20 protein-coding genes and 2 pseudogenes are annotated in these 22,186 nt (G+C 57.6%); 15 read left to right on the top strand and 7 right to left on the bottom strand.

The window, feature by feature from the left end:
* The first annotated feature begins 6 nt into the window (after nucleotides 1-6).
* The 4 genes from DXT96_RS05105 (at nucleotide 7) to DXT96_RS05090 (ending at nucleotide 4,063) form a co-directional block, all read left to right on the top strand.
* Nucleotides 7-789 (top strand): TatD family hydrolase, encoded by a 783-nt coding sequence (locus DXT96_RS05105; RefSeq protein ID WP_153513703.1) that lies wholly within the window; start codon nucleotides 7-9, stop codon nucleotides 787-789.
* A gap of 1 nt (nucleotide 790) precedes the next feature.
* A complete protein-coding gene (locus DXT96_RS05100; protein ID WP_371418790.1) occupies nucleotides 791-1,615 on the top strand; it encodes an MBL fold metallo-hydrolase in 825 nt (274 codons plus the stop codon).
* Nucleotides 1,616-1,715: 100 nt separating this feature from the next.
* Nucleotides 1,716-3,497, top strand: coding sequence for a chloride channel protein (locus DXT96_RS05095; protein WP_153513702.1), 1,782 nt, complete (start codon nucleotides 1,716-1,718; stop codon nucleotides 3,495-3,497).
* 398 nt (nucleotides 3,498-3,895) lie between these two features.
* A complete protein-coding gene (locus DXT96_RS05090) occupies nucleotides 3,896-4,063 on the top strand; it encodes a hypothetical protein (RefSeq protein ID WP_153513701.1) in 168 nt (55 codons plus the stop codon).
* Between the two features lie 135 nt (nucleotides 4,064-4,198).
* Here DXT96_RS05090 and DXT96_RS05085 read toward each other — a convergent pair whose 3' ends face one another.
* From DXT96_RS05085 to DXT96_RS05075, 3 genes are read right to left on the bottom strand one after another with little or no spacing between them, the layout of a single operon-like run.
* Nucleotides 4,199-7,354, bottom strand: a complete 3,156-nt coding sequence (locus DXT96_RS05085) for an efflux RND transporter permease subunit (protein ID WP_153513700.1) — start codon at nucleotides 7,352-7,354, stop codon at nucleotides 4,199-4,201.
* A gap of 4 nt (nucleotides 7,355-7,358) precedes the next feature.
* A complete protein-coding gene (locus DXT96_RS05080; RefSeq protein ID WP_153513699.1) occupies nucleotides 7,359-8,558 on the bottom strand; it encodes an efflux RND transporter periplasmic adaptor subunit in 1,200 nt (399 codons plus the stop codon).
* A 43-nt stretch (nucleotides 8,559-8,601) separates the two neighbouring features.
* The gene (locus DXT96_RS05075; RefSeq protein WP_371418789.1) at nucleotides 8,602-9,156 is read right to left on the bottom strand and encodes a TetR/AcrR family transcriptional regulator; all 555 of its coding nucleotides are present in this window, start codon (nucleotides 9,154-9,156) and stop codon (nucleotides 8,602-8,604) included.
* A 103-nt stretch (nucleotides 9,157-9,259) separates the two neighbouring features.
* On the opposite strand from DXT96_RS05075, the gene DXT96_RS05070 reads away from it, so the two are divergent.
* The 9 genes from DXT96_RS05070 to arsH all read left to right on the top strand — a co-directional run bounded on the left by DXT96_RS05070 (nucleotide 9,260) and on the right by arsH (nucleotide 15,850).
* Nucleotides 9,260-10,753 carry an MFS transporter gene (locus DXT96_RS05070; protein WP_153513698.1) on the top strand — a complete coding sequence of 498 codons (1,494 nt, stop codon included), beginning with the start codon at nucleotides 9,260-9,262 and terminating at the stop codon, nucleotides 10,751-10,753.
* 152 nt (nucleotides 10,754-10,905) lie between these two features.
* Nucleotides 10,906-11,379, top strand: coding sequence for an RNase H family protein (locus DXT96_RS05065; RefSeq protein ID WP_153513697.1), 474 nt, complete (start codon nucleotides 10,906-10,908; stop codon nucleotides 11,377-11,379).
* A 707-nt stretch (nucleotides 11,380-12,086) separates the two neighbouring features.
* Entirely contained in the window at nucleotides 12,087-12,269 is a 183-nt protein-coding gene (locus tag DXT96_RS05060) for a hypothetical protein (RefSeq protein ID WP_153513696.1), read from the top strand.
* A gap of 58 nt (nucleotides 12,270-12,327) precedes the next feature.
* A complete protein-coding gene (locus DXT96_RS05055) occupies nucleotides 12,328-12,681 on the top strand; it encodes a helix-turn-helix transcriptional regulator (protein WP_153513695.1) in 354 nt (117 codons plus the stop codon).
* Nucleotides 12,675-13,118, top strand: coding sequence for an arsenic resistance N-acetyltransferase ArsN2 (gene arsN2 / locus DXT96_RS05050; RefSeq protein WP_153513694.1), 444 nt, complete (start codon nucleotides 12,675-12,677; stop codon nucleotides 13,116-13,118). The genes DXT96_RS05055 and arsN2 overlap by 7 nt, the downstream gene beginning before the upstream one ends.
* Before the next feature lie 15 nt (nucleotides 13,119-13,133).
* On the top strand, nucleotides 13,134-13,661 hold the full coding sequence (locus tag DXT96_RS05045) for an arsenate reductase ArsC (RefSeq protein ID WP_153513693.1): 528 nt from the start codon (nucleotides 13,134-13,136) through the stop codon (nucleotides 13,659-13,661).
* Nucleotides 13,661-14,719 carry an ACR3 family arsenite efflux transporter gene (gene arsB, locus DXT96_RS05040; RefSeq protein WP_153513692.1) on the top strand — a complete coding sequence of 353 codons (1,059 nt, stop codon included), beginning with the start codon at nucleotides 13,661-13,663 and terminating at the stop codon, nucleotides 14,717-14,719. Before DXT96_RS05045 ends, arsB begins: the two co-directional genes overlap by 1 nt.
* Nucleotides 14,716-15,147, top strand: a complete 432-nt coding sequence (gene arsC, locus DXT96_RS05035) for an arsenate reductase (glutaredoxin) (protein WP_153514199.1) — start codon at nucleotides 14,716-14,718, stop codon at nucleotides 15,145-15,147. Before arsB ends, arsC begins: the two co-directional genes overlap by 4 nt.
* On the top strand, nucleotides 15,074-15,850 hold the full coding sequence (gene arsH / locus DXT96_RS05030) for an arsenical resistance protein ArsH (RefSeq protein WP_236776533.1): 777 nt from the start codon (nucleotides 15,074-15,076) through the stop codon (nucleotides 15,848-15,850). The genes arsC and arsH overlap by 74 nt, the downstream gene beginning before the upstream one ends.
* A gap of 4 nt (nucleotides 15,851-15,854) precedes the next feature.
* Here arsH and arsK read toward each other — a convergent pair whose 3' ends face one another.
* The 4 genes and pseudogenes from arsK to DXT96_RS05010 all read right to left on the bottom strand — a co-directional run.
* Nucleotides 15,855-17,063 (bottom strand): arsenite efflux MFS transporter ArsK, encoded by a 1,209-nt coding sequence (arsK, locus tag DXT96_RS05025; protein ID WP_153513690.1) that lies wholly within the window; start codon nucleotides 17,061-17,063, stop codon nucleotides 15,855-15,857.
* The gene (locus DXT96_RS05020; protein WP_174372613.1) at nucleotides 17,056-17,427 is read right to left on the bottom strand and encodes a helix-turn-helix transcriptional regulator; all 372 of its coding nucleotides are present in this window, start codon (nucleotides 17,425-17,427) and stop codon (nucleotides 17,056-17,058) included. The genes arsK and DXT96_RS05020 overlap by 8 nt, the downstream gene beginning before the upstream one ends.
* Nucleotides 17,428-18,196: 769 nt before the next feature.
* Nucleotides 18,197-18,751 (bottom strand): annotated as a pseudogene (locus DXT96_RS27130) (PAS domain-containing protein); the annotation flags it as partial.
* A gap of 330 nt (nucleotides 18,752-19,081) precedes the next feature.
* Nucleotides 19,082-19,450, bottom strand: a pseudogene (locus DXT96_RS05010) (ATPase domain-containing protein); the annotation flags it as partial.
* Nucleotides 19,451-19,824: 374 nt separating this feature from the next.
* Here DXT96_RS05010 and DXT96_RS05005 point away from each other — a divergent pair.
* Both DXT96_RS05005 and DXT96_RS05000 read left to right on the top strand, forming a co-directional pair.
* A complete protein-coding gene (locus tag DXT96_RS05005; RefSeq protein ID WP_236776534.1) occupies nucleotides 19,825-21,273 on the top strand; it encodes an amidohydrolase family protein in 1,449 nt (482 codons plus the stop codon).
* A gap of 88 nt (nucleotides 21,274-21,361) precedes the next feature.
* Nucleotides 21,362-22,141: an opacity family porin gene (locus DXT96_RS05000; protein ID WP_246670538.1), complete on the top strand. Its 780-nt coding sequence runs from the start codon at nucleotides 21,362-21,364 to the stop codon at nucleotides 22,139-22,141.
* Nucleotides 22,142-22,186: the final 45 nt, after the last annotated feature.

The following is a 22,186-nucleotide window of genomic DNA, read 5'->3' as shown; positions in this document are numbered from 1 at the left end:
AGACCGATGCTGATCGATACCCATTGCCATCTGGATTTTCCCGATTTCGAGGCGGAGCGCGACGATATCATCGCCCGTGCGCATGCTTCCGGTGTCAGCCAGATGGTGACGATCTCGACCCGGGTGCGCCGTCTGCCCGAGCTTTTGAAGATCACGGAGAAATACCCGTCGGTTTTCTGCTCGGTCGGCACACATCCCAACAGCGCAGCCGAGGAACTGGATATCTCGGCTGACGATCTGGTGCGGCTGGCGGAGAGCCACGACAAAATCGTGGCGATCGGCGAGGCGGGACTGGATTATTTCTACGATACGCAGAAGCCGGAAGACCAGAAGACCGGCTTCATTCGCCATATCGAAGCGGCAAGACGGACGAAGCTGCCGCTCGTCATCCACAGCCGCAGCGCTGACGACGACATGGCTGCTATTTTGCGTTCGGAAAGCGACAAGGGCGCCTTTCCCTTCATCCTTCACTGCTTCTCCGCTGGTCCTGAACTGGCGACAACCGGTGTCGAGCTTGGTGGCTATGTTTCGTTTTCGGGCATTCTCACCTTCCCGAAATCGCAGGATATTCGCGATATCGCCGCCACCGTGCCGCTTGACCGGCTGCTTGTCGAAACCGATGCGCCCTATCTTGCCCCGAAGCGCTGGCGGGGAAAACGCAACGAACCTTCCTATGTGGTCAATACGGCGGAAGTTCTGGCCGAGGCGCATGGTGTTTCTTTCGAGCGCATGGCCGAAATCACCACCGAAAATGCTTTCCGCTGCTTTTCGAAGATGACAAGGGTGTAGCGTGGCAATCTACCGTCGTCGCTTCACGGTTCTCGGATGCGCGTCTTCGCCCGGTGTGCCGCGCATCAACGGCGACTGGGGTGCCTGCGACCCCGAAAACCCGAAGAACCGGCGCACGCGCACGGCCTTCATGGTGGAGCAGATCGCACCGGATGGCGGCAAGACCACCGTCGTTGTCGATACAGGTCCGGATTTTCGCGAGCAGATGATTTCCGCCAAGGTGGAGTCCGTCGATGCGGTTCTCTACACCCACGCCCATGCCGATCACCTGCATGGCATCGACGATCTGCGCATCTATTTCGCCATCCAGCAAAACTGCATTCCAATCTATGCCGATCCTGTCACCATGGCGCGCATATGGGACGGTTTCGCCTATTGCCTGGAAACACCGCCGGGCAGCAGTTATCCGCCAATCGTAGAGCCACGGATCATCGCCGACATCGACGCGCCGGTGATTATCGACGGGGCAGGTGGGCCGATACCTTTCAACGTGCATATGCAGCAGCATGGCGACGTGCATTCGCTCGGCTTTCGCATCGGTGACGTTGCCTATTGCACCGACGTCAGTGATTTTCCGGCCGAAAGCGTGCCCAAGCTTGCGGGCCTTGATATTCTCGTCATCGACGCGCTGCAGCACCGTTACCACCCCAGCCATCTTTCGCTGGAACAGGCGCTTGGCTGGATCGAAAGATTTGCACCCAAACGGGCGATCTTGACCCATATGCATATTCCGCTCGATTATGAGACGGTCATGCGTGAAACGCCGGATCATGTCGAACCGGCTTACGACCAGATGCGTTTCGAAGTCGAGTTCGAAGCGCCCTGAGCAGGTCTCGCAAAATCGGTCTCCGGTTTTGGGGAAGAGACGTGCTTTGAAACACTAGTACAGGCGCGTCGCGCTTTGACGTCGCCTGAGAAGGAACAGCATGTCGACCCGGCCTTTCCGTGCACCCAGTATGGCGAGCTTCTTCGACAATCTGCGCGCCAGCCGGTTGCGGGCGATGTTCCGGCGCGGCGAACTGGGGCTGGTCGCTCTTGCCGCTCTCATCGGCATTGCAGCGGGTCTTCTGGTGGCGCTGATCGGCGCGTTGAGCACGGCCCTGCATGTGTTGGTCTTCGGTACCGAGCGGCTGAGCAGCAGCGACCTCTCAGGCCCTGTCGTGCTTGCCGGACCGATCGTCGGCGGCATCTTGCTTGGCCTGATCATCTTCATTCTTTCAAAGACCCGCAAGAAACCGATGGTCGACCCGATCGAGGCCAATGCCCTGCATGGCGGCCGCCTGTCGCTGACGGACAGCATCATCGTCTGCGTGCAGAACATCGTCTCGAACGGTTTCGGCGCGTCCGTCGGGCTTGAGGCGGGTTATACGCAGATCGCCAGCGGCGTGGCCTCGAAGATCGGCATCAAGCTGAAACTGCGGCGAGGGGACATGCGCATCCTCGTGGGCTGCGGTGCTGCGGGTGCGATTGCGGCGGCCTTCAATGCGCCTCTGACCGGGGCGTTTTACGCCATCGAGCTCATCATCGGCACCTATACCGTCGTGACGCTTGCGCCGCTCATCGTCTCCGCATTGGTGGCCACCACCGTCATCGGGATTATCGGCGGTCATGGCCTGTCGATCGATATTGTCGATGCCAGCCGTGTGACGCCTGCGGATTATGTGCCCGCCATCTTTCTTGGTGTCGTGTGTGCGGCGATCGGCATCGTGCTGATGCAGACGGTTTCCTTCATCGAGGAGACGGCCCGCAAAAGCGCCATTCCAAGCTGGCTGCGTCCGGCCATGGGTGGGGTGGCGGTCGGCGCGCTTGCGTTGATTTCACCGCAGGTCCTGTCGAGCGGCCATGGCGCGCTGCATCTCAATATTGATGCCGAACTGACGATTTACGGGCTGGTCGGGCTCTTCCTGCTGAAAGCGGCGGCCAGCGCCATTTCCATCGGTTCCAATTTTCGCGGCGGCCTGTTTTTCGCCTCGCTGTTCATGGGTTCGCTTCTGGGTAAAGTTTTCGCGCTTTGCGCGCCCTATATCGGGTATGGCTCGACAGCTCCGATCGTTTATGCCGTGATCGGTATGAGCGCCTTTGCCGCCGCCATCATCGGTGGCCCTTTGACGATGACGTTCCTGGCGCTGGAACTGACGGGTGACTTCCAGATCACCGCTCTGGTGCTCGCTGCCGTCATCACCACCTCGCTGGTGGTGCGCACGACCTTCGGTTATTCCTTCGCCACCTGGCGTTTTCACCTGCGCGGAGAGAGTATTCGCAGCGCCCACGATATTGGCTGGATCCGCGACCTGACGGTCGGCAAGATGATGCGCGCCGATATTCGTAAGGCCAATGTCAGCATGGGGCTTCCGGCCTTCAAGGAGAAGTTCCCGCTCGGTTCGACGCAGCGGGTGATCATGACCCATGATGACGGGCGTTATGCCGGCATCGTTCTCGTGCCGGAAATTTATGCCGACCCGATGGATCGTGATCCGAGCAAGATCAGCCTTGAGACCTATTTGCAATACAAGAACGACGTGCTGCTGCCGACAATGAATGCGCGACAGGCGGCGGCAGCCTTCGATGCCACGGAAAGCGAAGCGCTGGTCGTTGTTAATGACAAGATAGAGAACCGCCCGGTTGGTCTACTCACCGAAAGCCATACGCTCAGGCGCTATAGCGAAGAGCTGGAATTGAGACGTCGGGAGGCGTCTGGAGAGCTGTAATATTAGATTGGAAAAATGTCTTTATGTATTGATACATATAATAATTTTAAACTACGGCGACAATGATCATTATCCGTGACTTCGCACAATGCGGAAGATACAAGGAAACCCTTCGGATTATCCGAAGGGTCCGGACTGGAGGGAACGAATGCGCTTCGACTTGACCGACCTCCGCCTGCTTCTGAGCCCATTCATTAATGGAGAGCCTTGACGGCCACATACTTGGCGTGTGTGAGCCGGCTACCAGGTGACCTTCAATCCCACTTTGCCGTTCGCCGGCGTGCCCGGGCGAGTCTTCGGGGCGAAAGTTCAGACCGTGCTGAAGTTCATGGCGGAAGGCTAACTCGAACCCCTCAGGTACCCTTCTTACGCCAAAGGCACCATTTGGCTCCGGTCGTGTGATCGCTGTTCTCGAGCCGATCGATGACCTCTCGGCTTTCGAGCTTCCGGGTGGAGCGACAGCCGAAGTTGCGATCTACACGGATCACTGGCCGGAGTTCGCGCTCATCCGTAAGATACTGCTGCGCATCCGCGCATGGGAAAACTTCATTGTCTTCGAGCGGTGACACGGCAGGCTCGTATCCTGACTGACGATGCAAGATGGGATCCTCACTCGGTGGGAACAGTCAGCTCCACCCCCGGGGGACAAATGAGGGTGGAGCTTCGCAGTCCGGGAGGCGCAGCCCGAACCGGTTTGGGGGTTACGGGTGCGAGCCGTGAACGATTGGTGTTGCCTGCGATCCCGCTTCGGCACCGTCCGTCTCCGGCCGCTTGGTTCTGAACAGTTTCAGCACGAAGACGAAGAAGGCCGGGACGAAGAACACGCCAAAGACTGTCGCCGCGATCATGCCGCCCAAAACAGCCGTGCCGATGGCGTTCTGGCTGGCGGCGCTGGCACCGGACGCGATTGCCAGAGGTACGACGCCGAGCGTGAAGGCGAGTGAGGTCATGATGATCGGGCGGAAGCGAAGTTTCGCAGCCTCGATCGCCGATTCCAGCAATGGCTTGCCCTCGGCATAATTATCCTTGGCGAATTCGATGATCAGGATCGCGTTCTTTGCCGACAGGCCGATGATCGCGATCAGGCCCACCTTGAAATAGATGTCGTTTGGCATTCCGGCGAGCATGACCGCAAGCACGCAACCGATGACACCGAGCGGCACCACGAGCATGACCGAGAACGGGATCGACCAGCTTTCGTAGAGACCTGCGAGAAGCAGGAAAACGAAGAGAAGGCTGATGCCGAACAGGAAAGGCGCCTGTGAACCGGACTTGATTTCCTCCAGCGACTGACCCGTCCACTCGAAGCCGATGCCCTCAGGCATTTCGCCCGCCAGACGTTCCATCTCCGCGATGGCCGCGCCCGATGAGTTGCCGGGAGCAGGTTCACCCGAGATGCGTATCGTCGGATAGCCGTTGTAACCAACAATCTGCGGCGAACCTTTCTGCCACTGTGCAATTGCAAAAGACGACAGTGGAACCATGCCGCCACTGGCATTGCGAACGTTCAGCTTGAGCAGATCCTCGACCTGAAGACGGCTCTGATCCTTGGCCTGCACGATGACGCGCTGCATGCGGCCGGCGTTCGGGAAGTCGTTGATATAGGACGATCCGAGGTTGGCAGTGATTGTGTTGTTGATGTCGGAGAAGGTCACACCGAACGTGTTCGCCTTTTCGCGGTCGATCACCAGCAGAACCTGCGCCGCATCCGGAAGGCCTTCCACACGCATGCCAGTCAGCACCGGACTCTGGCCCGCCTTTTGCATCAATTCGGCTCCCGCAGCAGACAGGGCTGCCTGGCCAACCCCATTGCGGTCCTGAAGGCGGAATGCGAAGCCGCCTGTGGCGCCGAAACCTTCGATAGCCGGGGGAGAAAGGGCAAAACTGGTCGCATCCTTAAGGCCGAACAGGGACATGTTAACGCGGTCTGCAATGGCTTGCGCCGAGTTGTAGGTATCACGTTCACTCCAGTCCTTGAGAGTGACGAACATCAGCGCGGCGTTGGCGCCGCTACCCGAAAAACTGAATCCCTGAATCGCAATGACATCCTTGACGCCGGACTCCGCTTTCAGGATTTCTTCGATCTGCCTGACCGACGCCTGTGTACGATTGGCGCTGGCTTCCGGCGGTCCCTGGATGTCGACCAGCAATGTTCCCTGGTCTTCCGCAGGCACGAATGCCGAGGGGAGGTTGATGAAGAGATAGCCAAGACCAACGACGAGGGCGAGATAGATCACCATCATCCGACCGGCGCGCTTTGCCATGCCGTTGGTCACCTTGACGTAGCGGTTTGTCAGACCGTCAAAATTGCGGTTGAACCAGCCGGCCAGCCCCTTTTTCTCGTGATGCCCCTTGGCAATCGGCTTCAGGAAAGTGGCGCAGAGCGCCGGGGTAAGCGATAGCGCCAGGAAAGCGGAGAAGCCGATCGAGACGACCATCGTCAGCGAGAACTGGCGATAGATGATGCCGGTCGAACCCGGGAAGAAAGCCATCGGGATGAAGACGCATGCGAGGACAAGGGTGATCCCGAGGATCGCGCCGGTAATCTGCCCCATCGCCTTGCGGGTTGCGGCCTTGGGTGAAAGGCCTTCCTCAGCCATGATGCGTTCGACGTTCTCCACCACGACGATGGCATCATCGACGAGAATGCCGATGGCGAGAACCATGGCGAACATGGTCAGCACGTTGATGGAGAAACCGGTCGCGAACATGATGGCGCATGTGCCTAACAGCGCAACGGGAACGACCAGGGTCGGGATGATGGTGTAACGGAAGTTCTGCAGGAACACGAACATCACGACGAAGACGAGCACGACGGCTTCGATCAGCGTGCTCAGCACCTTCTCGATAGAGGCCGAGACGAATGGGCTGGTGTCGTATGGCGTGGCGTATTCAACCCCTTGGGGGAAAAACTGCGACAGCTCGTCCATCTTCGCCTTGACGGCGTTCGAAGTTGCGACCGCATTGCCCGTCGAGGAAAGCTGGATACCGACCGCAGCACTCGGTTGCCCGTTCAGGCGGCTGGTGAAGTTGTAGTTCTCCGCGCCGAGTTCGATCCTGGCGACATCCTTGAGAAGGACGGCGCTGCCATCGGGATTTGCGCGCAGGATGATCTCGCCGAACGCCCTGGGGTCGGAAAGCTGGCCCTGCACGAGAACCGTGGCGGTCAGATCCTGTGATACCGGGTTTGGGGCGGCGCCAATCTGGCCGGCAGCAACCTGGGCATTCTGGGCGGTTATGGCGGCATTGATGTCTGCTGCCGTCAGATTGAGGCCGACCATCTTGTCCGGGTCTATCCAGACGCGCATGGCGCGCTGGGCCGCGAACATCTGGGCGCGACCGACGCCATCAAGACGGCGGATTTCACCAAGAACGTTTCGGTTCAGATAATCACCAAGTGCGACCTCGTCCATGCGACCGTCGGTGGACGTCAGCGTGATCATCATCAGGAAGCCCGATGCGGCTTCTTCGACGTTGACGCCCTGCGAGGTGACCGCGGACGGAAGGCGGGATTCAATGCGCCGGATGGCGTTCTGTACATTGACCGATGCCTGATCGATGTTGGTGCCGGCCTCGAAGGTGGCGTTGATGCTGACGGCGCCTGATGTGTCCGACGTCGATTCGAAATACATCATGTTGGCGACGCCGTTCAGTTCCTCTTCGATCAGGCGCGTCACACCCTGATAGATTTCCTGCGGTGAAGCACCGGGATAGGAGGTGGAAATGGTGAGCTGCGGCGGCGCAACCTTGGGATATTGCGCAATCGGCAGAAAGGGCAGGGCAATGATGCCCGCTATGGAAATGAACAGGGCGAAGACCCAGGCAAGGATCGGCCTGCTAATAAAGAACTGTGCCATGATGTTACCTTGAATTTCCCGAGGTGGCGGAAACTGCGCCGCCGGATTGCTTGTGTTCGTCCGCCGACCAGACCTCGGGAGCGACCTTGGTGTCCGGCTGAACCTTCTGCACACCGTCGACCACGACCTTCTCACCCTCCTTGAGGCCGTTCTCGACCACCCATTCCTGGCCAAGTGCCTGTCCAAGCTGGACATCACGGAGCTTTGCTGTGTCGTCAGCCTCGACGACGTAGACCTGCGCCTTGCCGTCCTGGGTTCTCAGCACGGAACGCTGGGGAATGGTGATCGCACCCTGACGGACGGCCTGCTCGATGCGCACGCGCACATACATGCCGGGCAAAAGATCGCCGTTGGGGTTGGGAAACTCGGCACGCAATGTCACCTGACCGGTTGTGGAGTCGACGTTGGCGCTGGAAAACAGCAGTTTGCCTTTCCCGCCATAGACATCACCGCCATCGAAAATAAGCTCTACGCTTGCCTGTCCGGGGGCAGGGCTTACCAGCTTGCCGTCGTTAACGGCGCGACGTAGCGCCAGAAGATCCTGCGCGGACTGGGTGAAGTCGGCATAGACAGGATTGATCTGCTGAATCAGCGCTAGGTTCGATGTACCGTCCGCGGTCACAAGCGCACCTTCGGTGACGAGAGCGCCACCGATGATGCCTGTGATCGGAGCACGAACCTCGGTATATTCGAGATTGATCTTTGCTTCCTCGACAGCCGCCTGCTGAAGCGCCACATCGGCCTCTGCCTGAGCAAGGTTGACGGCCGCGGTGTCATAGTCGATCCCGCTGGCAACGTTGCGTTCCCGCAGCGTCCTCTGGCGTTCGAGCTGGACCCTGGCATTGTCGCGCGTGGCTTCTGCCCGGCGGAGTGTTGCCTCGGCGCTGGTAACCCGGACTTTGAAGAGACGGGGATCGATCCGATAAAGGACGTCACCTTCTTTCACGAGCGCGCCCTGTTCGAAAACGCGCTCCTGCAAGATGCCGGACACGCGGGCGCGCACTTCGGATGTGCGGGTAGCGGCCACGCGGCCCGGAAGCTCGCTGATAACCGGGATCGGATGCGCCTTGAGATCGATGACGCCAACGGCGGCGGGTGGCATCTCCCCGCCCTCCTGGGCAAAGGCGGTCGTCGCCGTCAGAGCGAAAAGCGAGGTTGCAATAAGGCACGCCTTCAGGCGCGGCAGTCGGCTGCAGCGGTACATATTTTTTCCTTGGATCGGCTGTTACTGGCCCTACGGGCGACGATTACTTCTCGGGAAAGGACGTATAGATTGTTCGCACACCTTCGAGAATTCTGGCTTGATCATCCTGGCTCCACTGGTGGAAGCCGAAGAGTTCGGTGAAATAGAAGCCCGACAGGGAGAGGTAAGCCATCAGCGCCGCCTCGGGACGGGCACCATCGGCCATGGCCTTGAGGTCTGCCCGCGTCCAGTCACGCATCTGCTGCTGAAGCTTCTCCTCGGAAGAAACGGAGGCGCTGATCGCCATGGCGACCGCGCGTTCGGTATCATCCACAACACGTTCGGCAAGCTTGATCCGCCCGAAAAGCTCGGGGTGAGGGGTATCGGCAGCATCTTCGACGGATTTTGCCTGTCGCTCCAGTTCCTGGGAGAGACGGCGGTCGATCAGAGCCTCTAGCAACGCGCTCTTCGACTTGTGATCGTAAACGACCGTCGACTTGCTGACACCAGCGTCCTGGGCGACGGCATCGATTGAAAGCCCGGCGGCGCCGAGCTTCAACACCACGCGCTCGGCGGCATCCAAGATGTCGTCTTTCTGAATCCTGCGAATACGACCCACGTTAGTCTCCAATTTGTCACTTGATTGTTTTACGAACGATCGTGTATTAATGCAATAGTGAAACGATCGTTCTGATAAAAAATTCGTATTGCAGGTGTATCGCATGTCTTCCGCCAATCGCTGGCTTATTCTTTCGGCCGTCATGATGGCCTTTCTGCCCGTCGTGCTCGACCTCACCATTCTCCATATCGCAGTGCCTTCACTGACAATCGCTCTTGGTGCTTCCGGCACCGAAGTGCTTTGGATTATCGACATCTATGCGCTTGTCATGGCCGGTCTGCTGGTGCCGATGGGGACGCTTGCAGACCGCATGGGCTACCGGCGGATGCTTCTGACCGGACTTGTCGTGTTTGGCGTAGCATCGGCTGCGGCCGCCTTTTCGACGTCGCCGGCGATGTTGATCGGTTCCCGTGCGGTGCTTGGCGTTGGCGCTTCGATGATCATGCCATGCGTCCTTGCCATCATTCGCACGACATTCGAGGATGATGGCGAGCGGGCGAGGGCGCTCGGTCTGTGGAGTGTGGTCGGCATGGCGGGCGCCGCGATCGGTCCGCTTGTCGGAGGCATCCTGCTTGAGCACTTCTGGTGGGGATCGGTCTTCCTCGTCAATCTCCCGGTGTTGGCTGTCGTCATTACCCTTGTCTGGTTCCTTGTTCCGAAGAGGGGTGGCACAGGTCTCGGAGCCTGGAACATCGGGCAGGCGGCGTTGCTGGTCGCAGGCCTGGTTCTCACCGTTTATGGCATCAAGACCGGAATGAAAGGCGGCATCAACGGTATGGTCGCTGCATCGCTGAGTGCGGGAATAATTCTGCTCGGCTGGTTTGGCAGGCTACAGGTCTCGTCGCGCAATCCGATGCTTGACCTGTCGCTCTTCCTCAAACCAGCGATTGCTGCGGGGATGCTGATGGCGTTTGTCGCCTCCGGCGCATTGGCAGGATTTGAACTGGTGCTTGCGCAGGAACTCCAATACGTGCTCGGCATGTCGCCGCTCGATGCGGGTCTGTTCATGCTGCCGCTCGTCATCGCGGCGGCCGTGGGTGGTCCACTCGGTGGCAACCTGGCGAACCGATTCGGTCTTCGACCCATCGCAACCCTGTCGATGGCGGGGGCGGCAGCTGCACTGTTCGGTCTCGCATCCATCGATCTGATCGCTTCGCCGCCGATAACTGCGGGGCTTCTGGCGATGCTTGGCCTTTGCCTCGGCATCGGTCTTCTGGCATCGTCCATCGCCATCATGGGAAGCGCGCCCGCGGACAAGGCGGGCGCCGCAGGTGCCCTGGAAGGCACCGGCTACGAACTTGGCGGGGGCATCGGGATCACCTTTTTCGGAGTGCTTGTGAACTCGATCTATTTTTCCGCAGTTTCGCGCTCGTTTTCGCCAGCCGCAGAAGCGGGCGGATCCATCGGTGAGGCGATGACGGCGGCAGCGCGGTTGGGTGGAGATGAGGGCGAGACGATACGGATGGCGGCACGCAACGCCTTCAGTCAGGCGCACGGATCGGTTCTGATTATCACGGGCACGATGATTGCTGTACTGGCAGTGGCCGTGTTCCTCGCGCTTCGTGACATGAAGCGCGGAGGCCATGTCTCTCACTAAGGCCGGGAGCGACCGGCTCTGCTGGCGCTTTCTGCCCGAATCCAAAGAACGGGTGGTTCTACCTCGGAGAGGACGGTGGTACACGCCATCTACAGAAATGACTTAAAAGCTGTCTTTTTTTGAAGCGGCTTTGACGCGAGGAAACGAGCCCGATGACTGTTCCACTCAAAATCTACGCGGATGGTTCCTACGACCCCGTTGCAATATCGGGGAGTTGGGCATTCGTCGTGTTTGAAACCGGGCAACAACTCCATTCTGCGCGTGGGATGGAAATCGGGCCTACAAATAATTCGTTTGAAGTCATGGCAGTCATGAATGCACTTTTATGGCTGGATGCCCACGCTTCTGGCCGGACAGCCATTCTTTGGACGGACTCCGCTCATGTTGTCGAGGGTTGCCATCGCTGGTGCAAAATTTGGCGAACCAACGGCTGGAAACGCATCAACCCCAATTCGCGAGCGCGGAAGCGGCAAATGCCGGATGAAGCCCTGTGGCGGAATGTGGATCGTTTGCTCCTTGGTAATCCAAACGTGACCATAGAGTGGTGCAAGGGACATTCCGGTATAGAAGGTAACGATCTCGCGGATGCTTTGGCCCGCGCCGCAACGATCGCAGAACGCAATTAATCTGACGCCGCTTGTTTTCGTCCGAAGCCGGACGATGTGTCGACTCTATGCCTGATAGAGGTCATATGTCGCTAAACGCAGCACTTCTGATATGGCATTTAGTTCCAAAGAGTGCGGTTTCGGCTTTGAAGCTGGATGAGTGAGTGAAGTATTCCCCCTTGTTGGCAGGGGAAGCAGCGCTTTCTTCCGACAAAAGGGTGTTGCACCGCTGCTTCCGCCCCCTTTGTTGCTTTTGAAGAGCCGCGATTTCACTACACTTGGCAACGCTGTTGCGCCCGCAAGAACACCGGTCTGTTGCTTTTTGATCGTGACGTTTGAGTGACGGAATCTTCACTCGACGCTCGACGCATTGCCCGATAGGTTCCGCGAACTATAACGCCGCCCTAAGGATTCTCGATGTCCGAACCTGCCACAGTGATGATGTCCCGCAACGCTCCAGCATCTTTCGGAGGAGGGGCCTTGGCCGTGTCTCGTTCAAGGGCCCGTGGTGGCTTTTCTATCGTGCGCCGCAGAACTTCCGGATCGCCTACGATGACGACGGTCTCCACGCCAAAGAGAGTATCCTTGCCAACGGCAGTCCTGTTCGCGAATATGGGAGAGACGGACAAGCCGATCTCAATACGACATCCCATATCGAGTGCTTGGGTGCGAATGTATGCGATACTTAGGGGGTGACGCTGGTTGGCTGAGCTAAAGGATCTGTTACAATGGGTGAAACTACTAAGGACTTAATTGACGCCGACTGCAGCGCCTTTAAACTTGAACCTGTCTGCGCGGAGCAATCTTCACCACTAAGGGACATGGTGGGGAAACTACAAGATGAAGTCGCGGGTATTTTGGGACCGAACCCGGAACCCTTCGACATGAAGATGTTCACCGATGAGATATAGGGTGACTAAGGGGTAGCAGCCCTATTGACAGCATCATTATATCCATTAATCTGGATACATGGAAAACAACATTGCGGTAACGGCCCTCGCGGCCTTGGCCCAGAACACTCGACTCGAGACGTTCCGTCTACTTGTGCGGCATGAACCTGATGGAGTTCCGGCGGGTGAACTCGCCCGACTGCTTGATGTCCCTCAGAACACCATGTCGGCACACCTTGCAACCCTCTCAAGAGCGGGACTAGTCAAGAGTGAGCGGCAGAGCCGATCTATCATTTACCGCGCTGATCTCGACGGTCTGCGCGATCTGACACTTTTCCTGCTGAAGGATTGCTGCGGCGGCTCGACAGAACTTTGCGCGCCACTCATCGCAGAACTCATGCCATGCTGCGCTCCGGAGGCGAAGCCATGTTGAATTCGATCCTGTTGACCGAAGTGCAAGGCAGCGATCCGGGTTTTCGGAGCGCGCTTGTTGCTGCGCATCTTCCGGCAGAAGACATCGAAGAAGAAGGCCGAACCTTCTTCAAGGCTATTTCGGATGAAGGCCAGACCGGCGGGTATTCCGGTATCGAACTCTGCGCCTACGATTTGCTGCTGCGGTCGGTGGTGGTGCTTCCAGAGCATCGCGGCAATGGCCTCGGCCAAGCGATTGTTGAGGCAACCTTGCAAAGCCTCGATTGCAGTGGCGACGTTTATCTTGCGACCACGACCGCGGCGCCGTTCTTCTCTAATCTCGGTTTCTCTGAAGTGGCGCGCGACAACATTCCAGAAGCAGTCCTTTCGACCCAACAGCTATCGGGGCTCTGCCCATCGTCGGCGACCATCATGAAGCTCAACAGGCCTCCGGCCTAACTACGGATCACGACCATGACTGACAAGACCTACAACGTGCTCTTCCTGTGCACGGGTAATTCCGCTCGCTCTATCCTCGCCGAATCCATTCTGAACAAGGAAGGTGCTGGACGGTTCAAGGCCTATTCAGCCGGCAGCCAGCCAAAGGGTGAGGTCAATCCTCACGCACTGAAGGAACTGAGTGCGCTTGGTTATCCGTCGACAGGTTTCTCGTCGAAGAGCTGGGATGTATTCGCCGAATCGGACGCACCGCGGATGGATTTCATCTTCACCGTCTGCGACAGCGCTGCCGGTGAAGCTTGCCCGGTCTGGATCGGTCACCCGATGACTGCCCATTGGGGTGTTGAAGATCCGGCAGCCGTTATTGGCTCCGAAGTGGAGATCCAGCGTGCCTTTGCTCAAGCGGCACGCTTCCTGAAGAATCGTATCGTGGCATTCCTTAGTCTTCCCCTGGAATCGATCGATCGCATGGCGCTCCAAACGAGGCTCCGGCAGATCGGTATGCTGGAAGGGACCACCAACCCCGAAGGAAAGACAGCCTGATGTCCACGTTTGAACGATATCTGACCGTTTGGGTCTTCCTCTGCATCGCCGTCGGCGTGGCCTTGGGTCACGTCATGCCAGGTCTGTTCCAGGTAGTCGGAGCCGCCGAGATCGCCAAAGTGAATATCCCGGTCGCGATCCTGATCTGGTTGATGATCATTCCAATGTTGCTGAAGATCGATTTTCGATCGCTGGCGAAGGTTGGGTCATACTGGCGCGGGATCGGTGTCACCCTGTTCATCAATTGGGCAGTGAAGCCGTTCTCGATGGCGTTGCTGGGCTGGCTCTTTGTCGGTTGGCTGTTTCGGCCATACCTTCCGGCAGACCAGATCGACTCCTACATCGCCGGGCTGATCATTCTCGCCGCAGCACCTTGCACGGCCATGGTGTTCGTTTGGAGCAACCTGACACGCGGCGAACCGCTGTTCACGCTCTCGCAGGTCGCACTCAACGACGCGATCATGATCCTGGCCTTCGCGCCCATCGTTGGTCTGCTGCTGGGTCTTTCGGCGATCACTGTGCCATGGGCGACACTCACCTTGTCCGTCGCTCTCTATATCGTCGTGCCAGTCATCATCGCGCAATTGGTGCGAAGCCGCCTGACTGCTGACGGAACAACCCGTGCGCTCGACGGCTTGCTTGCCAAACTTCAGCCGATGTCGCTCGTGGCTCTGCTTGCAACCCTTGTGCTGCTCTTTGCCTTCCAGGGCGAGCAGATCATTGCACAACCGACCATCATTGCGCTTCTGGCGGTTCCGATCCTCATCCAGGTCTATCTGAACTCCGGACTTGCCTACCTTCTGAACCGGATGACAGGTGAACGCCACTGCGTCGCCGGGCCTTCGGCGCTGATTGGTGCCAGCAACTTCTTCGAACTTGCGGTCGCGGCCGCCATCAGCCTGTTCGGCTTTCAGTCGGGCGCGGCACTGGCAACCGTTGTCGGCGTCCTCATCGAGGTTCCGGTCATGCTGTCGGTTGTCTGGATCGTGAACCGTTCGAAAGATTGGTACGAGGCATCGCCTGCAGTTTCCCGAACCACCATCACCGAAAGGAACTGAACGTGGACGTCACCATTTATCATAACCCGGCCTGCGGCACATCACGGAATTCGCTCGAGCTCATCCAGCACGCCGGCATAGAGCCAACCGTCATTGAATATCTGAAGAACCCACCGAGCCGCGAGCAACTCGTCCAGATGATCGCCGACGCCGGACTGACCGTCCGTCAGGCGATCCGCGAGAAGGGTACACCTTATGCCGAACTCGGTCTCGACAATCCGGACCTGACCGACGACCAGTTGCTCGACGCCATGATCGCGACGCCGATCCTGATCAACCGGCCGTTCGTTATCACTCCAATGGGAACGCGGCTGTCACGCCCCTCTGAAGTCGTTCTCGACATCCTTCCTGCGGATGCCTTCAAAGGGCCTTTCACCAAGGAGGACGGCGAACAGGTTCTCGACGAAGAAGGAAAGCGCATTGTCTGAGACATTCCCCGCCCTCAAGGGCCAGCACTTGCACGCGATTGATCTCGACGATCTCCGCCCGGCCTTCTCGACACATAAGCCCCGCATTCTGATCCTCTACGGTTCGCTTCGCGAGGTGTCCTACAGCCGTTTGTTGGCGTTCGAAGCGGGAAGGCTGCTGGAACGGCTTGGATGCGAGGTTCGGATATTCGATCCGAAAGGCCTGCCTTTGCCCGACGAAGCGCCTGTCAGTCACCCGAAGGTGCATGAATTGCGTGAACTTTCGCAATGGTCAGAGGGGCAGGTCTGGGTCAGCCCGGAGCGCCACGGCGCGATGACCGGCATCATGAAGTCGCAGATCGACTGGATTCCTCTTTCGGTTGGATCGGTCCGCCCGACACAGGGCAAGACGCTCGCCGTCATGGAGGTTTCCGGTGGCAGCCAGTCCTTCAACGCCGTGAACCAGATGCGGATCCTCGGGCGATGGATGCGGATGATCACCATTCCCAACCAGTCCTCGGTCGCCAGAGCCTATCAGGAGTTCGACGCCAATGGCCGGATGAAGTCGTCATCCTATTACGACCGGGTGGTGGATGTCTGCGAGGAACTGGTGAAGTTCACCATGCTTACCCGTAACGCGTCTGGCTACCTGACCGACCGCTATAGCGAACGCAAGGAAGAGGCGGACGAACTCGAGAAGCGTGTTTCGTTGAAGTCGATCTGAAGGTTCAGGCCATTGCTGTGGCGGTTTGCCGTGAGGAGGTCGCCACAGCAACGAATGCGGCAATGCTGATCGCCCCGAGACAGGCGTTGGCAGCGAGCGCAAAACTGATGCCGACATTCTCCATCGCTGCGGCAAAGACGAATGGCGCGGCGGCACTCACTGCCAATCGCGCGGCGGCCATCTTGCCCGTAATCGCTCCATAACCGTCGGAGCCAAACAGATAGAGCGGCAGGCTTCCCTGCGCGATACTGTTGATGCCGGAACCGAGACCAAGGCAGATCGCGAAGGCAACCGCTCCCGGCAACCAGTCACCTGTCATCATCAAGATGAACACCCCGGCGACGATGAGGATTGCGGAAAGCGCTGCAAGCGCCGGCGGCAAAAGGCTTTTACCAAACACCATGTTGATCAGTCGGCTCAGCACCTGGGCTGGGCCGAAGAGCGATCCGATCACCACCGCAGCAGCGCCAAGCCCGATCGACCCGAGCATTGGAACCATATGCGCGAGCATGGCAGAGAGAGTAAAGCCCAGCATGGCAAAGGCAAACGAAACGAGCATCATGCTGCGCCGGCGCGCATGGGCAGGAAGCGTCCCGATCACCGTCTCACGCGTTCGGATCGTGGAATCAGCGTTAACTTCTGTTTTCGCGACGCGCATGATCCAGTAATGAAGCGGCATGCACAGAAAGAGATTCAATCCCGCGAAGACGAGATAGATCTCGCGCCACGACAGATACGCAGCAAGTGCTGCCGAGATCGGCCAGAAGATGGTCGAGGCGAAACCGCCGATCAAGGTCAAATAGGTGATGCTGCGGGATGCTGATCGGGGTTCGCTTTCGACCAGCGTTGCGAATGCGGCTTGATACTGCACCATGCCGGACGATATCTCGAGCAGGATGATGGCGAACGCAAAGACAGCAACGGATGGCGACCACGCACAGATTGCCAGGGTAAATGCGGCCAGGGCCGAGCCGACCGTCATGACCGTCGCAGCGCCGATACGGTCCATCTGTTTACCGATATACATTGCGGATAAGCCGCCGATAAGCAGGGAAGCTGAGAAGATGCCAAATATCTCGGCCAGCGTAAGGCCGAGATCCTTCGCCATGCCAGATGCGAGGATACTGAAGCTGTAGTAGAGAGTGCCGTAACCGATGATCTGCGTCAGGCCAAGCGCAGAGACAATGCCCGCAGGTACTTTCGAATTATGCAATGACGTTATCCCCGTCAGTCAAGGTTTCAGCCAGATTGCAGCATCCATCGTTTCGCTCGACATTTTCCCGGATCACTGGATGTCCGGCACAGCAGTCTTCCATCAGGAATTTCACAAGATCGGCGAGAGCTTCGTAGTTGGCGCTGTAGAGGATTGAACGCGATACCCGCCGCTGAGATATGAGACCTGATCGCTCCAGTTCCTTGAGATGGAACGACACATTCGTCGCCGAGACGCCCATGCGTTCGGCGATCACGCCAGCGGCTAGCCCCTCGGGACCAGCGACAACCAGCGCTCGAACGATGGCAAGGCGCGTTTCCTGCGAGAGTGCGGCGAATGAAGAGAGGGCTTGACGTTCTTCCACTATTCAATAATCCTTGAACTATTGGATATATGGATAACCCACATGAACGCGATCGACAAGACACATTCTTCCGACATCACTCTCGGCCATCTTCTTGATGTCCTCGCGGTCGCGCTGGATGCGCCGCTGGTATACTGACAAGTCCGAGTGCGGATGGCGGTAGCGTTGCATCTCTTATATTGATGATCGGCATGGTGACTCGCGTTCTTCAATGAACGCAACCATGCCATCGGTTCGCACCGAAGCAACACTTCAAACCGCAGGGTGCCGAGTTTTCCACAGCCGTGGAAAATGCGGTTTGGGCGCAAAAAGCAACAGCAACGAAACCGCTCTGACGTTCCATAATCTATCTTATGCGATTATTGTATGTGGCGCCCATTTAGTAGTGCGACACTTGGGCCGGATAGAAATGCGACACTCTCCTCGCATGACGTCGCTGGTCAATGTCAACGTTGGGAGCAAGGATGCGACGATGTTCAGCCTGACTTCGGTCAGGAGCGGTCGGAGTCGTCATGTCCTTTATGATCACCATGTCGCAGAAAGAATTGCATCGCCTCGAACTTATCAAGAAGATCCGTGACGGACGCCTGAGCGTTGTCCAAGCTGCCGAACAGCTCGGCCTTAGCAACTGGCCAATCGCCTCCAGTTTTTGAGATTGAAGCAACTTCTGCTCGGTGTCCTGGCGCTGGGCTATCTGCGCCTTCAGCGCCTCGGTTCGTTCCTCCACCCGCCGCTCCAGCGTTTCGTTCATAGACCGTAACGCCGCCTCGGCATGTTTGCGGGATGTGATGTCCGAACCGACACCGATAAGACGCTGGGGCTTGCCACGCTGATCATGGACAAGACGGCCGCGAACTTCCGCCCAATGCATGCTGTGATCCGGCCAGATAACACGGTATTCGGCAACGTAGTCTTCGCCTGCATCGAGGCTGCGTCGAGGACCTTCTTCACGGCCTTGCCTGTCATCGGGATGCACGGATGCCGTCAGTTCATCGTAAGTCAGCTCCTTGTTTGCGCAACGGCCGAATATTTGACGAAACTCTGGCGAGGAGCCAAGCACCCAACTCGAAAGGTCGAGGCTCCATGTACCAAGATTTCCGGCGAGCAACGCAGTCTTGAGGTTAAGCTCGCTTTCGCGTAGCTCGACAATGCGGTTACGAGCTTCGAGTTGCCGCCGACGGTTTTTGCCTGCGGATTCGACGACGCTGATGAAGGTTGTCGGATGGAACGGTCGTTCAAGAAAGGAGACGTTTCCAAGTGCCTGGGCAACCCTTGCGGCAGCAGGGTTCCTATCCGGTCCCGCTCCTTTGTGTGTCAGGACCATAAACGGGAGATCCGACCAGCCCGGCTGGGATGTCAACCCAGGCGTTGATAGGACCGAGATTGCTGAAGCGAAGGACCTCCTCCACAACGACGACAAAAAGGACATTTTCTCCAAGGCGCTCGGCCAAGGCCTCAAGGTTTGCCATCGGTTGGGAGGCAATCCCCCGCTCAAGCAGCATGGACGCTGCGACAATACTGTCACGACCGTTAGGGGCGTAGATGAGGGCGATACCGTCACGGTCAGGAATCGGAATCGCCTCCGATGTCGAGCATGGTTTTCTGCTCACCAACAAAATGGGGTATGCCGCGCAGAATGCCCTGGAAGCCGACGAGCTTCGAAAATCAGCTTCGTCGTCTCGCCGAGCTCAAGATCTGCCGAATAAAGAAGGCTTTGCTGATGTTCAGCGTCGAACAGGCTTTCCGGCGGCACAAGTTCGAAGACGTCGATGAGGTCGGGAATTTCCATTCCATGCGAGTCTGCCCCTTCTCGCAATTCTTTGTCGGTTTCGGACATGGTAATGTAGAGACCTCGTTCTCCGTCCGCTGCGCCATCACGTAGGAACTGCAGGGCAATCGTTGTTTTTCCCGTTCCAGGGTTGCCTTCGAGAAGGAACACGTGGCCTTTGGACAGGCCTCCTCCGAGAATATCGTCCAACCCGGAAACACCCGTTCTTGCCTTTAAAGTTCCTACCATCTCCATCCCTTCGACCGTCTGCTCCATTTGGCACTAGGCCAATCCAGCAGTTGCCCGCAATTCAATTTGACACGTATAGTTCCCTTAACGTCTTAACCCTCCCAGCGGTTTCATTCTAATCATCACTCGACTGGGTTGTCGAGGTGGCGATGACGCCTCGTGATCCAGCACCATACGGATCACACGTTCGCTAACTTCAGGTGAAAGCTTGTTCTTTGTCGCGCTCATGATCGGTCTCTCCTTCAGAAGCCGGAGCGGTTCATTATGGAAAGGATAGCCTTATCTTCCGATTGTATGTTTGCATCGACACAATATTAGGGGTTGCGCGAATTTTGCCTGCCGCCTAGTACAATCCTTGCGTGAAACGAGGAGTATGCGGATTGTTTAGCCTCGGTCGTCAATACCAGCATCTCAATCATGCTGCGGGTTGCGCGTGTCATAGTCCCGATGCACAGCAACTTTTTTCAAGGATCGGCAAAGAAATGTCGCGCCGCTCGGTTCTAAAGGGCATCGCGGCAACGCTCGCCGTCCCTGCGCTTGGTATAGCGAGCCCCGCATTCGGACAAAAAGCTGAAAAGCCGACTTTGCTCCGGAACGTCAGTGTTTTCGATGGGATAAACTCCAGGCTGATCACAGGCCGAAGTGTTCTCATCGACGGCAAATTCATTAAAGCCCTTGTAGCATCGGCCGACGACGTTACCGATGCAGACGTTATTGAGTGTGGTGGGCGGACCCTGATGCCGGGCATGATAGATGCGCATTGGCACTCGATCCTTGCAGGCATTTCGCAAATGACAGCGATGACTGCTGATATTCCCTACGTCCATCTGGTTGCCGCCCAGGAAGCCGAACGGACGGTATTGCGCGGCTTTACAACCGTCAGAGATGTCGGCGGACCCTCTTTTGCGCTCAAGCGGGCCATAGATGAGGGGCGCATCGCAGGGCCGAGAATATACCCTTCCGGCGCGATGATTTCGCAGACATCAGGGCATGGCGATTTTCGTATGCGCACCGATCTGCCGCGTACATCACAAAACACTCTTAGCGTTGCAGAGCAGGCCGGGATCTCGGCAATAGCCGATGGAGAAGCGGAAGTTCTTCGCCGCGTGCGCGAGCAATTGATGCTTGGTGCGAGCCAGATCAAGATCATGGGCGGTGGTGGTGTTGCCTCGAGTTACGATCCGGTCGATGCTCTCCAATATTCAGAGGCAGAAATGAAAGCTGCGGTATCTGCTGCGGCAGATTGGGGAACATACGTATGTATCCACGCTTACACGTCGGCAGCGATACAAAGAGCGATTTCCTGCGGCGTCAAATCGATTGAGCATGGCCAGCTCGCCGACGATAAAACGGTCAGGCTTATGGCTGACGCTGGCGCCTGGTGGAGCATCCAACCTTTTCTCGCCGATGAAGACGCGAATACCTATCCTTTGCCTGAACAGCGGGCGCAGCAGAAAAGTATTGCCGAGGGCACAGCCCGCGCGGTGGAACTCGGACGCAAGTGCGGGGTGAAAATGGCGCTCGGCACCGACATCCTGTTCAATCCAAAGGGAACCGCGACACAAGGTCGGCAACTCGCCAAATTCGCTCGCTGGTATGACAATGCCGAGGTGCTACGCATGCTGACAAGTGGAAACGCAGAGCTTGCAGGTCTCTCGGGACCGCGCAACCCCTACCCGGCAAAGCTCGGGCGCATTGAAGCCGGTGCTTATGCGGACCTTCTGCTGATCGATGGCAATCCGCTTGAAGACATCTCGTTAATCGCTGATCCCGATCGCACGATGAAACTCATCATCAAGGATGGTCGGATCCATAAAAACACGATCTAAGCCCGAGCAAGGAAAAAAATTGAAACGATTTTCTCTTTTTATTGCGTTGTCTCTATGCGGGATGCCCGTTGCACATGCCGCTGACACAATGCGCGACCTACCATCGGAACCAGTTTCGGAAGCGACCTCTCACCCGGGCTGGGCGTTTCAGGTAACGCCTTACCTTTGGGCGGCAGGTCTTGACGGCAGCCTGTCGCCTTTTAGGCGCGGTCCGACGATAGATTTGGACAAATCTTTCTCCGATGTGATGGACGATCTCAACTTCGGCGGATTTGTAAATCTGTGGGGGCGTTACGACCGTTTCGTCCTCTCAGGCGACATCATGTATGTCGACACCACTGATAGTCATGCCACCGGGCCGCTCTCCGCGTTTCAGATTCCCGGGCTGGGTGTCACGATACCGCCTAGAGCTACAATTGACGGAAAAGTTGACACAAGACAGTTCATGGCAACGTTGCAGGGTGGATACCGGGTTGTCGACACGTCGCAATTTACGCTGGACGCTCTTGCTGGAGCACGTTTCTGGCATATTTCGAATGATGTCACGGTCACCGCAAGTCATTTCGCCATCGGAAGCCGCACGGCCGCTCATGATGAGAAGTTTGGATGGGTCGACCCGGTGGTGGGCCTGCGAGCGTTCCTTCTACTAACTGAGAAACTGTCCGTTCAGGCCCAGGCCGATGTCGGTGGCTTTGGAGCAGGATCTGACATCACCTGGTCGGTACTTGCAACGGCCAACTATCTGGTGACGGATAACCTCTCGGTGTCTGCCGGCTACAAGGCGTTGAAAGTCGATTATGATCGTGATGGTCATGTCTACGACACGATGTTGAGTGGGCCTGTCCTTGGGATGACTTGGCGGTTCTGATCGGCTTTCACTGAGAGTAACCCTTAGGCGGCTATCCTCGTCGTT

Source organism: Agrobacterium sp. ICMP 6402 (assembly GCF_009498615.1).
Lineage (GTDB): Bacteria > Pseudomonadota > Alphaproteobacteria > Rhizobiales > Rhizobiaceae > Agrobacterium > Agrobacterium burrii.
This window is presented reverse-complemented; position numbering and strand designations above follow the sequence as displayed.

What these genes read in the sequence shown, in the direction of transcription:
- DXT96_RS05045 (WP_153513693.1), top strand. Translation starts at nt 13,134, where the DNA reads ATGACTGACAAGACCTACAACGTGCTCTTCCTGTGCACGGGTAATTCC.
- DXT96_RS05060 (WP_153513696.1), top strand. Translation starts at nt 12,087, where the DNA reads ATGGGTGAAACTACTAAGGACTTAATTGACGCCGACTGCAGCGCCTTT.
- DXT96_RS05080 (WP_153513699.1), bottom strand. Translation starts at nt 8,558, where the DNA reads ATGTACCGCTGCAGCCGACTGCCGCGCCTGAAGGCGTGCCTTATTGCA.
- DXT96_RS05095 (WP_153513702.1), top strand. Translation starts at nt 1,716, where the DNA reads ATGTCGACCCGGCCTTTCCGTGCACCCAGTATGGCGAGCTTCTTCGAC.
- DXT96_RS05055 (WP_153513695.1), top strand. Translation starts at nt 12,328, where the DNA reads ATGGAAAACAACATTGCGGTAACGGCCCTCGCGGCCTTGGCCCAGAAC.
- DXT96_RS05105 (WP_153513703.1), top strand. Translation starts at nt 7, where the DNA reads ATGCTGATCGATACCCATTGCCATCTGGATTTTCCCGATTTCGAGGCG.
- arsH (WP_236776533.1), top strand. Translation starts at nt 15,074, where the DNA reads ATGCCTTCAAAGGGCCTTTCACCAAGGAGGACGGCGAACAGGTTCTCG.
- arsB (WP_153513692.1), top strand. Translation starts at nt 13,661, where the DNA reads ATGTCCACGTTTGAACGATATCTGACCGTTTGGGTCTTCCTCTGCATC.
- DXT96_RS05065 (WP_153513697.1), top strand. Translation starts at nt 10,906, where the DNA reads ATGACTGTTCCACTCAAAATCTACGCGGATGGTTCCTACGACCCCGTT.
- DXT96_RS05000 (WP_246670538.1), top strand. Translation starts at nt 21,362, where the DNA reads ATGCGCGACCTACCATCGGAACCAGTTTCGGAAGCGACCTCTCACCCG.
- arsN2 (WP_153513694.1), top strand. Translation starts at nt 12,675, where the DNA reads ATGTTGAATTCGATCCTGTTGACCGAAGTGCAAGGCAGCGATCCGGGT.
- DXT96_RS05085 (WP_153513700.1), bottom strand. Translation starts at nt 7,354, where the DNA reads ATGGCACAGTTCTTTATTAGCAGGCCGATCCTTGCCTGGGTCTTCGCC.
- DXT96_RS05070 (WP_153513698.1), top strand. Translation starts at nt 9,260, where the DNA reads ATGTCTTCCGCCAATCGCTGGCTTATTCTTTCGGCCGTCATGATGGCC.